The 16,366-nt window shown below is 53.1% G+C and carries 12 protein-coding genes and 1 pseudogene; 8 read left to right on the top strand and 5 right to left on the bottom strand.

Features of this window, described 5'->3' with window-relative positions; all coding sequences use genetic code 11:
* Positions 1-1,949 (bottom strand): choice-of-anchor D domain-containing protein (locus R2A130_RS08140; RefSeq protein WP_009464568.1); only part of this gene is annotated, 1,949 nt, incomplete at its 3' end.
* A 324-nt stretch (positions 1,950-2,273) separates the two neighbouring features.
* Between R2A130_RS08140 and R2A130_RS08135 the strand changes: the two genes are divergently transcribed.
* Positions 2,274-3,185, top strand: a complete 912-nt coding sequence (locus tag R2A130_RS08135) for a LysR substrate-binding domain-containing protein (protein WP_009464567.1) — start codon at positions 2,274-2,276, stop codon at positions 3,183-3,185.
* Positions 3,186-3,189: 4 nt separating this feature from the next.
* Here the strand turns inward: R2A130_RS08135 and R2A130_RS08130 are convergent, their stop codons facing one another.
* The 3 genes and pseudogenes from R2A130_RS08130 to R2A130_RS08120 all read right to left on the bottom strand — a co-directional run bounded on the left by R2A130_RS08130 (position 3,190) and on the right by R2A130_RS08120 (position 6,640).
* Positions 3,190-4,473, bottom strand: coding sequence for an MFS transporter (locus R2A130_RS08130; RefSeq protein WP_009464566.1), 1,284 nt, complete (start codon positions 4,471-4,473; stop codon positions 3,190-3,192).
* Between the two features lie 362 nt (positions 4,474-4,835).
* Positions 4,836-5,527 (bottom strand): annotated as a pseudogene (locus R2A130_RS18090) (integrase core domain-containing protein); the annotation flags it as partial.
* A 93-nt stretch (positions 5,528-5,620) separates the two neighbouring features.
* On the bottom strand, positions 5,621-6,640 hold the full coding sequence (locus R2A130_RS08120) for a LacI family DNA-binding transcriptional regulator (protein WP_009464564.1): 1,020 nt from the start codon (positions 6,638-6,640) through the stop codon (positions 5,621-5,623).
* Between the two features lie 124 nt (positions 6,641-6,764).
* Here R2A130_RS08120 and R2A130_RS08115 point away from each other — a divergent pair, with 124 nt between their 5' ends.
* From R2A130_RS08115 to R2A130_RS08090, 6 genes are all read left to right on the top strand, one after another.
* Positions 6,765-8,297 (top strand): sugar ABC transporter ATP-binding protein, encoded by a 1,533-nt coding sequence (locus R2A130_RS08115; protein WP_009464563.1) that lies wholly within the window; start codon positions 6,765-6,767, stop codon positions 8,295-8,297.
* Positions 8,284-9,306, top strand: coding sequence for an ABC transporter permease (locus tag R2A130_RS08110; RefSeq protein ID WP_009464562.1), 1,023 nt, complete (start codon positions 8,284-8,286; stop codon positions 9,304-9,306). The genes R2A130_RS08115 and R2A130_RS08110 overlap by 14 nt, the downstream gene beginning before the upstream one ends.
* Positions 9,307-9,328: 22 nt before the next feature.
* Positions 9,329-10,384 carry a substrate-binding domain-containing protein gene (locus tag R2A130_RS08105; protein ID WP_009464561.1) on the top strand — a complete coding sequence of 352 codons (1,056 nt, stop codon included), beginning with the start codon at positions 9,329-9,331 and terminating at the stop codon, positions 10,382-10,384.
* A 71-nt stretch (positions 10,385-10,455) separates the two neighbouring features.
* Entirely contained in the window at positions 10,456-11,217 is a 762-nt protein-coding gene (locus tag R2A130_RS08100) for an ATP-binding cassette domain-containing protein (protein ID WP_009464560.1), read from the top strand.
* A gap of 10 nt (positions 11,218-11,227) precedes the next feature.
* Positions 11,228-12,349: an ABC transporter permease gene (locus R2A130_RS08095; RefSeq protein ID WP_009464559.1), complete on the top strand. Its 1,122-nt coding sequence runs from the start codon at positions 11,228-11,230 to the stop codon at positions 12,347-12,349.
* A gap of 52 nt (positions 12,350-12,401) precedes the next feature.
* Positions 12,402-13,544 (top strand): substrate-binding domain-containing protein, encoded by a 1,143-nt coding sequence (locus R2A130_RS08090; RefSeq protein WP_009464558.1) that lies wholly within the window; start codon positions 12,402-12,404, stop codon positions 13,542-13,544.
* Positions 13,545-14,093: 549 nt separating this feature from the next.
* Here the strand turns inward: R2A130_RS08090 and R2A130_RS08080 are convergent.
* Positions 14,094-14,549 (bottom strand): hemerythrin domain-containing protein, encoded by a 456-nt coding sequence (locus R2A130_RS08080; protein WP_050786097.1) that lies wholly within the window; start codon positions 14,547-14,549, stop codon positions 14,094-14,096.
* 175 nt (positions 14,550-14,724) lie between these two features.
* On the opposite strand from R2A130_RS08080, the gene ccoN reads away from it, so the two are divergent.
* Complete coding sequence (ccoN, locus tag R2A130_RS08075; protein ID WP_009464555.1) at positions 14,725-16,356, top strand: cytochrome-c oxidase, cbb3-type subunit I; 1,632 nt, start codon at positions 14,725-14,727, stop codon at positions 16,354-16,356.
* Positions 16,357-16,366 lie beyond the last annotated feature (10 nt).

Genomic DNA, 16,366 nt, shown 5'->3' with positions numbered 1-16,366 from the left:
GCTGCAGAAGCAACCGATGCATCAGGACCGGCATTCGCAGTCGCGACTGTGTTCGTGGCTGTGCCAGCAATCGCAAAGTCGTAGGGAGACTCGTCCGCGTCATCGGAATTGATGTTAAGCGTTGCTGCCTTAGTCCCTACGGTAGACGGATCAAACTGAACCACAACAGTTGAACTGGCTCCGGCTGCAATGATTGATGATGGCTGTGTGATTATTGAATAATCGCTTGAATTTGCGCCCGAAAGCGAGGCTGCATTGGCACCAAGCCTCAGAGTTGCTGCACCTATATTTTCGATTGTGAAGGTACGGGTAACTATGCCAGAAGCAGCAGCAATAGACCCAAAGTCTGTGTGATTTCCTACACTTACAGAGGCACTGCCATCGGGAATACCTTGCCCGGCGCCTGTGACATCAATTTCCGACAGATTGGCTCCGATACCTCGGATCGCGAAAGCATATGGAGTCTCTCCATTTGTCGGAAAGTCGCTGTTAAATGTAATTGTCGCCCTTTTTAACCCAGCCGAGGCGGGAGTAAATGAGGCGGTAATTGTTGTTGTCTCGTTAGGACTAAGAATTCTACCTGTGCCCGACAGACCGGTTACCGAAAACTCGCTGGCATTGGGGCCGGAAATAACAGGGTTTTGCGAAGAGTACCTGAGGTCGAGCGAACCCGTACCCGTATTGGTAACTGTAAATGTATGGTTCTTTGAACCACCTCCGAACTGAACCCTCTCAAAATCTGTGCCGTCGGCGACTTGTGGGCTAAGGTCGTTGTTCGAGATCGAAACACCGTTTCCGAGTACATCCATCCTCGGGGTTTTAACTCCGGTGCCTCTTAGTGCAAAGTTATAGGGGGTCTCATCGGGGTCATCGTTTTTGATGGAAACCGAAAAATTATGGGCGCCAGCCGTGAATGGATCATACCTGATAGCGAATTGAGTTGAGCCGCCTGATGGTACTGTTTCTGCAGGCTGTTGGGTAATCCGATGGACGGGTATGCCAGCATAGTTTTTTACGGTCGTAACAGCGTTAGGCCCCAAAAATAGGTTGCCGCTGCCTATATTGCGGATCGTATAGATGCGTGTAACCAGCCCGGAACCGATATCAACATTGCCAAAGTCGGTATGATCGGAACTGTTGGGCGACGTGTCACCATCAACAATGACGGTGCCGTTTCCACGCACCTCAATTTCACCTGGCATGGGAGCCTGAACATACTTGATCGCTGATTTTGCGTTTTGTCCACCGAACGGGTCTGTAACGCTATTTGCCTGAATTTGAACGGCGATCGTATTGTTTGTGCTATTTGGTGTTATCGTCGCGGAATAAGACGAACCCGAACCGGAAAGTCCGCTGATCGTTCCATTCGTGACACTTACGTCGGTTGACGAAAAACCGGTAACAGCATGTTCAAAATCAAAACTGACCGTAAATGGCGTCGCTGGCGCATAACTTACGGGTGCAGTGACGGTGGAGAACAGAGAGTGTAGCTCGATATTGCGAACGTCGTACCCGCCGCCAACCAAAGCGGTGAAATCCAACGACATCGAATAACGAACATTATCTGCATTGAAGAAAAATGCGCCTGAGCAAAAGACGCCGCTGCCGGGCGTGCCATCGTAGCGCACACCCAGTGAATTAGTAGTACATGGACCGCTTAGTGATGCTGTTCTAATAGAGTTTAAATGCCTTTGGGTCATGCCCAAGGCTGTACTGAATGTGGTTAGACGGAATGAAAGATTTGGCGCTCCAGATGCATTACAACTTTGCGGCGTAAAGCTAATGTACTTTGCGCCGGAGCTAATCGTAAAATCGGGACACGAAAATGTCTGTGCTTGAGATTGCTGCGTTCCAGCCAACACGCTTACAAGTGACACAAGTAGGAGCATTAGCGCTGCAAACGATCCAGGGTGCTTCACCCGGCTCCAACCCATAAAACGCAAAACCATCACCAACAATCCCGACTGCTGCGCGTTTTCTCTCACCAATCTTGTGGCAAGAATTGCGCGTCACCTTTTGTGACTCGTAACAAGCAGCGAAACAGCGCAGCGGATAGCCAGCACTATGAATGGCAGTTATTGATTGTATGAATAGGCATTCGTTGGCAGAAAGAAATTCTTATAAAATAGCCTAAACACAACTGGCTATTCAGTTTTTTTTAACATCAAGATTTATCCAATTGTAAATTTCTGTTTAGAGGCGCTATCTCTATTCGGGGTTTATCCGGCTTTGCGCCGAGGTAATTCATAAAATGAATAACTTGAGGTGGTGTCGTGAATATCCGTGATCTTGATCTAAATCTCTTGTTCGTCTTTGAAGCGATCTATTCGACTGGTAATATTTCGCACGCCGCCCGACAGTTGGAACTTAGCCAACCTGCAGTTTCAAACGCCCTTACCCGCCTAAGAAAACAGATTGATGATCCGTTATTTGTACGCGAGGGGAATGGTGTTGTACCCACGTCCCGCGCGGTGACAATGATCGACCCAATCCGGGAAGCGCTTCAGGCAATTACGCGGAGCATCGGCAATCAGGACGATTTCGATCCGGCAACTTCCAAACGGCAATTTAGACTAATTGTTGCCGACCCGTTGGAACAAAAGGTGATGCCTGCCCTTTTGAACAGCCTGCCTCGCGGTTCAAACATCTCATTCGAGCTGTTGCCGCCTCAATTCATGAACATTGAAGATGCCTTGCAATCGGATAAAGCAGACCTTGCTGTATTTTTGCTGCCTGCTCGACGGCCTGAACTGGTTTGCGAGGCTCTTACCTTGGTCGATCTCGTTCTGATTGTTCGTGTTGGGCATCCACGGATCGTTGGCGACAAACTTACGCCTCAAGAAATCGCCGGCGAGCGTTTCGTGACACTCAATGTGGAGCCAGGCAAACTGGCTAATTCGGAAAAGATAACTCTATGGCAACGGTTGCAACAAAAAGCGGCTTGTAGAGTACACAAAGTAAGCTCCATTCCTTCAATTGTCGCATCAACTGATTTGGTTGGATTGGTGCCGAGGCTCTACGCCGAGCATCTGGCCACTCAGCTCAATTTGCGGATTGTTGATTTTCCCTCACCGCTCAGCAACCAACAGTTCCAACTGGTATGGCACCAACGTACCACGCTAGATAAGGGCGATATCTGGCTGCGGGACACAATAAGATCCGAGTTTAGCAGACAGGAAGATTAGTTCTTCAGGCTTCTTTGGTTTCTGAGACCGATTTGTCTTCTTCCACCAACACCGCCCGCCCGGCGAGCCAAAAGTGAACGGCGGCCCAAAGCCCAGCAAGCTGGATGGCAATAAGCGCATAACGCAACGAATCTGCCCCGTAAGACGCAGATAGAGTGTCACTGATAAAGCCAATCAAAATTGGACCAACCCCCAACCCCACGAGATTTAACGTAAACATCAACAGAGCCGTAACCTGCGCCCGCTGGTGGGGCAAAACGCGGGCGTAGGCATGAGCAAATGTTGGGCCAATAAAGATCGACCCTGTCGCTGCGGGTATGACAAACAATGTGAGCGCCATAGCTAAATGTTCGTTGAGATAGAACAGAATGGCCAAAGGCTTCGCAATCAATATCGTTATCGCAACGAACTTCAACCGCCAATCTGATCGTGTTTTCCCAAGTTTGTCTGAGAATTTTCCGCCCAGCCATGTGCCAATCGCTCCCGCCAAACCCACTACTATCGCAAGGTAAAGTCCGGTTTGCGGCAAAGGCAGTTCGTGTATTCTAGTTAGAAATACGGCAATCCAAGCAATTGCCCCATACCCAACAACGGAAGTCAGTGTCGCCGCGACGAGCACATGACGGGTGCTACGCAATTCAAGCAGCTTTTTCAAAACGATCCGGTAGCTGTCAATTTCCGTCTGGTCGAATTTCCTGTTTTCTGCATTGATCGCAGTCTTGGGCTCTTTGAGTTTTAGGAGCATCACCACCATTAAGAACAGACCGGGTAAGCCCGCCACTAAAAACGCGGCCCGCCAACCATAATGCCCGGCGACAAACCCTCCAATTATGAAGGAAAGAAATATCCCGACATTTGCACCAGCAGAGAAAAAGGCAATTGCCGATGCGCGCCTGTCTTTCTCGTAGGCATCCGCAATCATAGAATGTGATGGCGGCACGAAACCGGCTTCTCCGATGCCAACGCCCACACGGGCAAGGAAAATCTGTAGGTAATTTGCGCTGGCACCCACCAGCAACGTCATCACACTCCAAATGCCCAAAGCAGACGTGACTATTAGCTTTCGACGCCCGGGCCGAGAGAGCTTTGCCACCGGAAACCCCAGAACCACGTACACTATTGCAAAGGCAAATCCGGACAGAGTGCCCAACTGCAAGTCGGACAGTTGGAACTCAAGCCCAATGTCATTGAGCGTAATATTCAAAATATGCCGGTCGAGGTGGTTCAGCGCAAAGGCAGACGTAAGCAGCAGCAATAGACTGCGAGAGTGTGGGTCCTTCTCTGCCAATGTACTCGTCTCTCGAAAAGGCTATGGCAATTCGTTACGGCTTGTTTTGATAAATGTACAATAACCAGACCATGCAGCTGCCAATATCTGTGCACCCAAAAATTACGGTCCGTTCAAAAAGTTGGGGCGATTAATGCCAGCGTTGAAATCGATAAAATCGATCTACAAAACCGGTGCACGTGTGAACCGACTCCAATACGTCACGGTCTGCAAATAGCACAAAATGAAGTCAAGGCGCATGTTGCCCGCAATCATTACGGCATAATCGGGCGCAAGCAGATGTGCACACTACCCGATCCGCGCTTGTGCGCCCGATTGATGGACTTGTAAGCTGTAGGCACTCGTGGGTACGTTTTCTGCGTTTATGATAGCTTCACTCGGAGCGCTTCGTAAGGCGTTTTTCCATTGAGTGCGCCGTGTGGTCTCCCGATGGAGAAGCGCTCCCACTCTTCGAGTTTGGCCTCCAGATAGACGTCGCCTTTGTAGCTGAGGAGCTGGTGGAACTCCTGCTCGTCTGATCGGTGGATCGCTCGACCTTGCCGTTCAACTGTTGCGTACCGCGTCGGATGTGGGCGTGACGAATACCCTGATCCTCGACGTGCCTCCCTTGATATCGGGGAACTTTGCCTAGAACTCATGCCCGCCCTTCAGGGGAATTGATCCCTAGTGCTCGGTTCTAATTTCTTTGATGCGGAACGGAAACTTCTCAATGATGTGATCGACGAAGTCGATGGCAGTGAACTGGAAGCGCCGAACCTTCTTTCCCTCATCATCTCTAAACGCGAGAGCCTTCACGTCCATTTAGATATGGTGGCCCCTTGGAGCATTCAGGAATCTGCTGGTTGTAGCGCTTGGTGTGGACCTTTCGAAGACGGGTACCGCGAGGTAGTCGATTGACGCCGTGACGCTTGAGAATGCGCGACACGGTCGCGTCCGAGATCTTGATATCGTGGTGGCGTGCCAGGTACCAAACGATCCGCATCGGGCCGAGATGATACGTCTTGCGCAGGTGAAGAACCTTCTCCTCGATCTCGATCGGCGTGCGATTGGCATGCTACTTCGGGATTGGCGGTTAAACAGAGAGTGTCCCGCGAGTACCGACATTCCTACAAGCGGGTTCCGCTCATTGGAACGAGTTCGCCAAATTTCATATGGTGTTTCCAGGAACAAGGCGCGTTGGTGTGATCGTAACATCTTCTACAGCCTCCCCCCGAATGCGGGCTATCAAAGCTTCTGCTGCAGTTTTCCCAAGTGCCTGCGTACTAACAACCGTGGTGGTCAGGCGTTGAGGTAATATCGACGCCGCTTCCATACTGCCCCAACCTGCAATTCCGATGTCTCCGGGCACATTCATACCTTGGGCTTGGCAATAGAAAATTCCACCGATTGCCATCGCATCATCCTGATAATAGATCGCGTCGAGGTTCTGATCGCGGGCAAGGATATTCTCCGTGCCATAGAAACCAGCGTAGAAACCCGCCCGATCATTGAGAATTTCCTCGCTCGCACATTGAATGCCAGCGCCAGCAAGGGCCGAGAGGAATCCCTTGCGGCGCAATGTACCCAGGCCAGGAGCCGCAGCTTCCGCACCGACATAGCCGATCCGCCTATAACCCTTACTAAGAATATAGAGGCCCATCTCCTGACCACTATCGAAGTGGTTGAAGCCCACGGACATATCTATTGGACTGGTGTTCAGGTTCCAGATTTCAGCGACGGGAACACCATGCGCCTTCAACAACTCTCGCGTATTTTTGGTGTGTGTATGCCCGCTCAATATGAGACCGGCCGGACGCCATGACAGAATGTTTCGAATCCAGACTTCTTCCGTCTGCGCAGAATTCTCATGGGCGCCGATCATCGTTTGATACCCAAGTTTCGCCAGAGCGTCATTGGTGCTGTCCAGCACCGCGCCAAAGAGATTGCTTGAGAGGTATGGGACGCTCACACCGATAATGCTCGACGTTTGTTCCGAACCAAAAGCTGCGGCAATACGGTTCGGCACGTAGCCCAATCGCGAGGCCTCGCGCAGAACTTTCTCACGGGTGTCTTCCGAAAAGCCTGACACATTTCTCATAACACGTGAGGCCGTCATTTTAGAAACGCCAGCCGCTTCGGCGACCTCCGCAAGGTTCACGTTTGAACGTTTATCGTGCTTTGCAGTCATACGCTTGCCCTTGCGGTTGATACGTTACCGGTAACATTTCTCTTGACTCTATGCAAAACAAAGAACCTATTGCGTTACCGGTAACGTGCATCTGCGCAACCGGTTTGCTTTGGGAGGGGCAAGAATGAATCCGGGTCAAACAGGATTGTTCTTCGACAATATCGTCAAGACCTTTGGCGGCACTCAGGCTCTGGGTGGTGTTTCCATGCATGTGGCGCGCGGTGAGATTGTTGCCTTGCTTGGCGAGAATGGCGCGGGGAAATCCACCCTCATCAAAGTACTCGGTGGCATTCACACGCCAGATTCTGGCCAAGTGAAAATTGACGGCGTCGCCTACACACACAAACCAGGCAGCGTTAGCCACAGCCAGGCGGTTGCTTTCATCCACCAGGATCTGGGCCTCATCGAATGGATGAGCGTTGCTGAAAACATGGCTCTAGCGCAGGGCTTCCCCCGTAAATTTGGACTGATCAACTGGGCAGAGGTCAACCGGCGCGCCGAAGAAGCACTCGCTCGGGTGTCATGCGACTTCGACCCCACCACTCGCGTTTCTGATCTTTCGCGCACCGAAAAATCACTCGTCGCCATTGCCCGCGCCTTAGCCGTAGATTGCGATTATCTTGTTCTCGACGAGCCCACTGCAAGCCTTCCGGCAAACGAGGTCGAGAAGCTTTTTGCCGCCTTGCGCCCGTTGCGCGAAAAGGGTGTCGGCATGATCTATGTCAGCCATCGACTGGATGAAATTTTCAAGATTGCAGACCGTGTGTCGGTTCTGCGTGACGGTATGTTGGTCGGTGTTCGTGATGTGGAGCACACCACCCCCGAAGAACTTGTTAGTCTGATTGTTGGGCGTAAGACACGCGAAATTGCTCGACCCAATGCCGATGAAGGCAAAACGATGCTTTCGGTCTCCTATTTGCAATCTGGCGATGTGGGCCCTGTCGATTTCGATATCAAGCAGGGTGAAGTTGTTGGGCTTGTCGGTTTACGGGGCGCCGGACACGAAGAGGTTGGCAGATGCCTTTTCGGCGAGCGCCCCCATACAGGCCAAGTGACGCTGGACGGTAAGTGTCCCGATCTTTCGTCGCCAAGAGCGGCTATGAAGTCCGGTATCGGGCTTGTGGCCCGCGATAGGGTTGTCGAGTCCATCGCGCCTGCCCTGAGCATTCGCGAGAACGCTTACATCAATCCTGAAGCCACGGGGCGTTCGCCTCTTTCCTTCATGTCTGTGGGTGCCGAAGATCGTTCTGCAATCAAGATGGGGCGGGAACTTGGGCTGTCACCAAACGATCCTACCTTGGCAATCGAAGCCCTATCAGGCGGCAACCAGCAAAAAGTTGTCGTGGGCAGATGGCTGGCTACCGACCGTAAACTACTGATTGCCGAAGACCCGACGGCGGGCGTTGATGTTGGCGCGAAAGCAGAGATCTACACCCTACTGTTTGAAGCACTGTCTCGCGGTATGGGCGTGCTTGTCGTGTCTACCGATTTTGAAGAAGTCGCCAACATTTGCCACCGCGCCATCGTGTTCAGCCGCGGTCAGGTCGTCGACGAAATTCAGGGTGTCAGCCTCTCGACGGAGACGCTGATTCAAGCAGCCTCTGCAAGCGAAACAACTCAGTCGCCTCAAAAAGAAGATCACCATGCAATCCATTGAGTCCAACGCACTGGAGCCCACCAAGGCCGAACTGAGAGAACTCTCGCTAGGGCGTAAGCTTATCCGCCTCGCACCGACCTACGGGTTGGTTATCTTAACGGCCATTCTTCTGATTTTGTTTTCCGTTCTGCTGCCCAACACGTTCCCAACGATGTTGAACCTGCGCGCGATCATTTCCGATAAGGCGATCATCGCCATGTTGAGCCTGGCAGCGATGGTCCCCATGGCCGCGGGCCGTATCGATCTGACCGTCGGCTACGGCATCGTGCTGTGGCACATTCTCGCGATTTCGTTGCAGACTTTATACGGCATACCTTGGCCAATGGCCGTTCTGATCGTCATGGTTCTTGGCGGTATAGTCGGCTTCCTAAACGGCCTCTTGGTCGAAATTGCCAAGATCGACTCATTCATCGCAACGCTCGGCACAGGCACAGCTCTCTACGCGTTGGCATTGGCCCATACCGGTGGCCGCCAGATGGTTGGAGTGCTGCCGCAAGGTTTCTACGACATCAATGGCACCTTCGTTTTCGGGCTACCGATCACAGGCTTCTATGTGTTGGCGATAACCGTAACCATGTGGCTGGTCCTCGAATACACGCCAATCGGCCGTTACCTCTATTCGATCGGTGCAAACCAGCGCGCCGCAGAACTGAACGGCATTCCAACACGCAAATATGTCATCGGCGCATTCGTCACGTCTGGTCTGTTGACCGCTCTGGCGGGCGTGATCCTGGCTTCGAAACTGCGCATCGGACAGGCCAGCGTCGGACTTGAGTTTCTGTTGCCCGCGCTTGTGGGTGCTTTTCTCGGATCAACCACCATCAAACCCGGTCGGGTGAATGTCTGGGGCACGATCATTGGCGTCGCCATTCTCGCAATCGGCATTTCAGGAATTCAGCAATTCGGCGGCTCGTTCTGGGTCGAGCCGATGTTCAACGGTGTCACGCTTCTCATAGCGATTGGCATTGCAGGCTACGCACAGCGCCGCAAAGGCGCTGTCAAAAAGTAACGCAGCACTTCGGGAGGAAACCATGCTGAAACGTACATTTATAAAGACCTTACTCGCCACCTCGGCCATCGTAGGTCTGGGGCTAGCACCCTCGCTGGCACAGGACGTCGCATTCGATGGTCCAACATCCGGTCCTAAGGCAGCGGAGGGCAAAACCATTGTCGTGCTAGCAGCCGATCTGAAAAACGGTGGCATCCTGGGCGTTACCAATGGCGTTGAAGAAGCCGCTGCTAAGATCGGCTGGACCGTCCGTGTCCTGGATGGCGCAGGTTCCGTTCAAGGTCGCACAGGCGCATTTGGTCAAGCTATGGCGCTGCAACCGGACGGCATCATCATCAACGGCTTCGACGCTCTTGAGCAGCAAGCCGCCCTCGAAACGGTAGTTACTGCAAAAATCCCAATGGTGTCTTGGCACTCCGGTCCGAAAATCGGTTGCGACGCACCCGGTGGTATTTTCGCCAATGTCTCCACCGATGCGATGGCAGTTTCGGAAACCGCTGCCGAATGGGCAATGAAGGACGGGGGCGACAATGTTGGTGCAATCATCTTCACCGACTCCACATATCAGATCGCCATCGACAAGGCCGACCGCATCAAAGAAACCATCGAGAAGATGGGCGGCAAGGTGCTGGAATATGTCGACACGCCTATCGCCGACACATCCACTCGTATGGGTCCACTTACGACGTCACTCTTGCAGAAATACGGAGCTTCATGGACGCATTCGCTTGCGATCAACGACCTCTATTTCGACTTCATGGGCCCTGCCCTCGCCGCTGCGGGCATTCCCGGAGAAGGCGCACCGAAAGCTGGTTCTGCTGGTGATGGTTCCGAAGCCGCATTTCAGCGCATTCGGGGTTCGCAGTATCAGGCCATCACGGTGGCCGAGCCCCTTAACCTTCAGGGCTGGCAGCTGGTCGACGAGTTGAACCGCGCCGTCTCCGGTGAGGCTTGCTCCGGCTACATCACAGCGCCAGCACTGGTGACGGCAGAAGGCCTGAAAGCCTCTGGCGACAGCAACCAGTTCGATCCGCAAAACGGCTATCGCGAAGCCTATGCGAAAATCTGGGGCAAATAAGCCACGACTGGAAATCTCAGCGGGCCAAAGACGGCCCGCTGATCTCTCTCGAGAACACTGGAGGCATGAATATGGGTGACGGAAATCCGATCATTTCGATGCATGGCATCGTCAAGAAATTCGGCGGTGTAGTCGCCCTCAACGACGTCGATCTGGCGGCCTATCCAGGCGAAGTGCTCGCGATTGTCGGGGATAATGGCGCAGGCAAGTCCACGCTCATAAAGATCCTGACCGGCGTCTATCAGCCCACCGAAGGTCGGATTGAACTCGACCAAAAGCCCTTCGAAATGAGCAATCATTCCGACGCCATCGAAAACGGCATCGACGCCGTTTATCAAAACCTTGCGATTGCCGACCATCTCACTCCAGCTGAAAATCTCTTTCTCGGAGCGGAACTGACAAAGAGTTTCGCTGGCATCGAGCTGCTGGATAACAAGACGATGAAGGAACAGGCCATTCGCGTCTTGAAAGACCGTTTGGGCGTTCAACTGAAAAGCATGGATGTGCCGACTGAGAGCCTATCCGGCGGTCAACGGCAGGCCGTGGCAATTGCCCGCGCCGTTCGCCATGACGATTTGCGCGTTCTCGTGATGGACGAACCCACCGCCGCACTTGGTCCGCAGGAAACAGCGCGCACGCTGGATCTTATCAAGACACTCAAGACGCAAGGATTGGCCGTGATCGTCATCTCCCATTCGCTCGATGATGTCTTTGAAATTTCAGACCGCATTCACGTTCAACGGCGTGGGCAGTGTGCCGGTGTCGTGAAGACAGCGGAAACCACCAACGAAGAAGTGTTGGGCATGATTGTCGGCACTAAAACAGCGGCTTGAGGACGACACCATGAACACGACAAATACCTCCTCCCAAACGCTGTCTGAACGGGCAGCCCCCTATGTGAGTTTTCTTGGCCCCATGGCCATGATCCTCGCGATTTTGCTTTTCATGGGTGTGGTCGAACCTGCCCGATATTTCCGCCTGTCGAACCTCAATCAAATTCTGCTGGATGCGGCACTTTATATGCCCATGGCGATGGCCATGACATTCGTCATCACCCAACGTGGGATTGATTTGTCTATCGGTTCGGTCGCGGCGCTCTCCTCGATCATCATGGCATTTTTGATCAAGCAATATGGATTTCCAGCGTGGTCCGCTGCGCTGATCGCCTTGTGTCTTGGTGCGTTGATGGGGCTCATAAACGGCCTTGTCATCACAAAGTTTAAAGTACCGGATCTGATTGGCACGCTAGCTATGGATCTTGTGTATCGCGGTTTCGCACTGGTCATTGCTAAGGGTCTCGTGCTGGCGCGTTTTCCAGACATGATCACGGAGATTGGCCGGGGGCAGTCCCTCATCTTCCTGCCCACACCGGTTGTCATTGGCTTGATAACGCTGGTTGGCGGCTACGTGCTTCTCAAGTCGACCTACTTTGGCCGCTACACGATTGCTATTGGTTCCAATCCCGAAGCTTCCGAAATGACCGGCATCGCGGTCGATCGTCACCGCGTCTATGCCTATGTCTTGATGGGAGCGATGGCTGCACTGGCAGGCATCATGCTGACCGGTAAGCTGAACGCAATTCAGGCGACGTCCGCCCCGTATTTCAATCTGCACGTTATCGCTGCGGTCGTCGTCGGTGGCACATCGCTGTTTGGTGGTCGCGCGTCCATAGTCGGGTCGCTTGCAGGCGTTCTGTTGCTTTCCATGATGATCAACGCGCTAGTCACGTTGCGTATCGAGTTCTTCTGGCAATCAGTCGCGTCCGGCGTCGTCATCATTTTCTCTGTGGCGCTCTACACATGGCTGCAGAAAAAAGATCGCGACGGTGCGGCAAGTCTCTCCGCGACTTTCAAAAATCCAGACAATCAGAAGCTGGCAAAAATGACCGCGTTGATCGCAGGTGCCGCGATTATCTTGTCCATCATCAGCCTCCTGTTGGGGGGCGATGCAAATCCGAGCGGCTAAAGCCGCCAATCACTTCAATGGCAATAATGCCGTTTCAAACTGGGAGGAAACCATGAAGAAACTCACTCTACTGCTGGCCGCGACAGCGCTTGCCGCTACGTCGTTCGCCACCACAAACGCACAGGAACTACCGTTGCGCGAAATGCCCGGCCTCGCCGATCGTGACCATTTTCTGCCGGGCGAAGTGAACAAGGAAGGTGCGCTCGAAGCATTGCAAAATGCGACAGGCGACACTGCTGCGAAATATACGGGCACGCAAGAAAAGCCGTTGCAGATCGCGTTGATCTATCCATCGGCTGACACGTCCGATTTTTGGGCGCGTAACTACCTCGCTATGACAAAACGACTTGAGCAGTTGGGCATCAAATTTGAGACCCGTGAGTTCGCTTCACGTCAGGTCGAACACTCACTGCAGGCAACATATGCCAGCCAAGTAGATCAAGATGCAGACCTCTACGATTTTGTCATCTTCGGTCCATCCGAGCTTGCGACGCAGGCTGACAATATCGACAAGCTGGCGAGCAACCCGAACCTCAAGACATTTGTCTGGGCGTTTCACACGCCGCTCAAATATCTGAAAACTCAGCCGGATGGTTGGTTCGACTTCTCATCCGCTTATGGTGCGATCAAAATCTGCGACTACATGGTCGAACGTCTTGGCAAGGACGTAACCTATGCCATGAACCGCGGTATCCCCGGCATTACGGACAATCAGCGTTCGGGCGATTTCAAAGATTGCGTGAAGGAAAAGGGCAACTGGAACGTCGTCTATGAACACTACGGCGAGTACCAGCGCGAAGGCGGCTTCGAAGGCACTCAGCTCATGCTGCAAGCCTATCCGGAAGCGAAGGTGATCCACAACGCCAACACGGCAATGTCCATGGGTTCGGTTGAGGCGCAGATTGCCGTCGACAAGCACAAAGAGGTCTTTTCAACCGGTTGGGGTGGCACAGGCCTTGAGTTGGATGCGATCCGTCGCGGCGAGCTTGATGCAACGCCTATGAGAATGGGTGACGATGTGGGCGCTGCTACAGCAGAAGCGATCAAGGCGCATTTGGAAGGTCGTGAAAAAGATCTACCGCTCGTCTTCTTGGGTCGCATTACGGTTGCTCATGATCAGATGTCCAAAGAGGAACTCGACGCTCTGCAAAAAGAAGCGTTCCGTTTCTCCGGCATTGGTGCGCTAGAGCGTTAAGACGTACGTCTCACCTGACATTGAATCACGCGAGCCTTCACGGCTTGCGTGATTTTTCTTGAGCACAAAACCGACCAAATTTTCGAACGCAACTCGGACTTAGCCCAAGAACCAGCGTTCGTTAGCTCTGTTAGAAAACTCGTCAGTCTGGCAGCACTAGAGCAAATTGATGATTTTTGTATCCGACGAGAACCGTGCTCCATGGCCCAATCCAATCCCTTCAGTGAGATTGTTACGTTAACCCGCTATAGGCAGGCACCTCACAATGGGATGAGGTGCGAGCTCGTCCATACGACCAGCCTTCAGCGTGTTCACACCGCGATACTGCCAGACATTGGTGCGGTAGCGACCGTTCTGTCTTCTCTCATCGATCACTTCTCGTGGGTGATGATGAGCCAGACCACTCAGTTAGAAGATCAGCAAGTGCTGGCTAATTGCGCCAATGCCGGACTGCCACGGCATCAACCAATGTACGGGACCGCAACACGACCCATATTTACCGCATAAACGATTTACGTAAGGCATCTTGTGTCGAAACAGGTTAGCCGATCAAGCCGGTGCCTGTGACATTGCTTCTGCATCAAGCATCGGCAGAAAGTGATCCGTTTCATAGGCGATGTGCCGACGTACACCACTGAAGAATCCGCGCAGCAACCAAGAAACTTTGTCAACACTTCCAACAGGTTCGCCACGCCCAAGCAGGCCTAGTGTCTGGCTGATTTCTTCAGCGTAATCTTCGTCTTCCCAATGTTCGTAACGCAACCGTTCAATGCCCTCTGCCACACTTTCGCGGCCAGCGCGCTGTTCCAGAAGTGGGAAGAATTGAGTCTCTTCAAATTCGTGAGCCTGCTTCACTGTTGGATACAAATCGCGGGCTAATACGAGACATTCCTGGAAATTAACCCCGCCTGGCAGCCCATCAGCGACCGCTTCTAAGCGCAAACATAATTTCTTTTGCCTCTCATGATGGGCCATAGTTTCCATCGAGATTTTGCTGTCAGGCATCTGAACTTCCTCGTCATTTCAAAATTGGTGGCCCGGTATGAATCGGGCTGCGCCAATAGATAATGACCGCAGTTGCAGAAGTTTTTATTGATCTACGTCAACAAAACGCACTAGCGTCTGGTTCACTGATGAATCTGTCGACGCACCGGCAGGCTCATCGTTGAGAGGGAAATCGATGAAGAATGGAAAAGAAGCCGCCCTTCTAGGGGGGGCGACGTTTGTCGCACTATTAGGCGCAGGCTTTGCATCCGACGATTTATTCAGGGCTCATGCCTGGGTTCTGGTTTTCGTACTGGCTGCGTCGACAATTATCATGATGCGACGCATGGAAGTCGTGCCCGCCGGGCAGGTGCCCGTACAAAAAGACACCTCCGGCTACATGGACGATGTCATCCGTTACGGTGTGCTCGCCACCACATTTTGGGGCGTTGTGGGTTTGCTTGTCGGTGTCATCATTGCTTCGCAACTCGCGTGGCCGTGGCTGAACATTGAACCCTGGTTCAACTTCGGTCGGCTGCGTCCTCTGCACACGTCTGCGGTCATCTTCGCCTTCGGTGGCAACGCGCTGATCTGCACCTCGTTCTACATCGTCCAGCGCACCTGCCGGGCACGTCTTTTTGGCGGCAACACGGCCTGGTTCGTGTTCTGGGGCTACCAGTTGTTCATCGTCATGGCGGCCACCGGATACCTGTTGGGTATCACCCAGTCGAAAGAATATGCTGAGCCCGAATGGTATGTCGACATCTGGCTTACCGTTGTGTGGGTTGCATATCTTGTCGTTTTTCTCGGCACGATCGTGAAGCGCAAGGAGCCGCATATCTATGTTGCGAACTGGTTCTTTCTCGCCTTCATCATCACCGTGGCCATGCTGCATCTGGTCAACAATCTGTCGATGCCCGTGTCGTTAACAGGCTCCAAAAGTTACTCTGCCTTTGCCGGTGTGCAGGATGCGCTGACCCAATGGTGGTACGGCCACAATGCCGTGGGTTTCTTCCTTACAGCAGGCTTCCTCGGCATGATGTATTATTTCGTGCCGAAGCAGGCTGACCGCCCGATCTACTCATACCGACTGTCCATCGTTCACTTCTGGTCGCTGATCTTCCTCTACATCTGGGCTGGCCCTCACCACCTGCATTACACGGCGTTGCCCGACTGGGCGCAGACGCTGGGCATGGTGTTCTCGATCATGCTGTGGATGCCCTCATGGGGCGGCATGATAAACGGTCTGATGACGCTGCAAGGCGCTTGGGACAAGCTTCGCACGGACCCCGTGCTCCGTATGTTCGTGATCTCATTGGCCTTCTACGGCATGTCGACCTTCGAAGGTCCGATGATGTCCATCAAAACCATCAACTCGCTGTCGCACTACACCGACTGGACCATCGGTCACGTTCATTCCGGCGCACTCGGCTGGAATGGAATGATCACTTTCGGCGCGCTCTACTATCTGGTGCCGAAGCTGTGGAACCGTGAACGGCTTTATTCGCTGCGGCTGGTGAACTGGCATCTGTGGTTGGCTACGATTGGCATCGTCATTTACGCTGCTGTCATGTGGGTAGCCGGCATCACCCAGGGCCTGATGTGGCGCGAATACGACGATCAGGGTTTCCTCGTGAACTCGTTCATCGAGACGGTTTCAGCCATCCATCCTGAATACGTCATGCGCATGGTCGGCGGTCTTATCTACCTGATTGGCGCTCTGATCATGACCTACAACATCTGGCGCACGATACGCGGCGATGTCCGTGACGAGGTGCCCATGGGTGGCAATCTCGCGGTCGCGCCTAAAATCGTCGCAGCGGAATAGAGGGAGGCGA

The organism is Ahrensia sp. R2A130 (genome assembly GCF_000179775.1).
Classification (GTDB): Bacteria; Pseudomonadota; Alphaproteobacteria; order Rhizobiales; family Rhizobiaceae; genus Pseudahrensia.
This window is presented reverse-complemented; position numbering and strand designations above follow the sequence as displayed.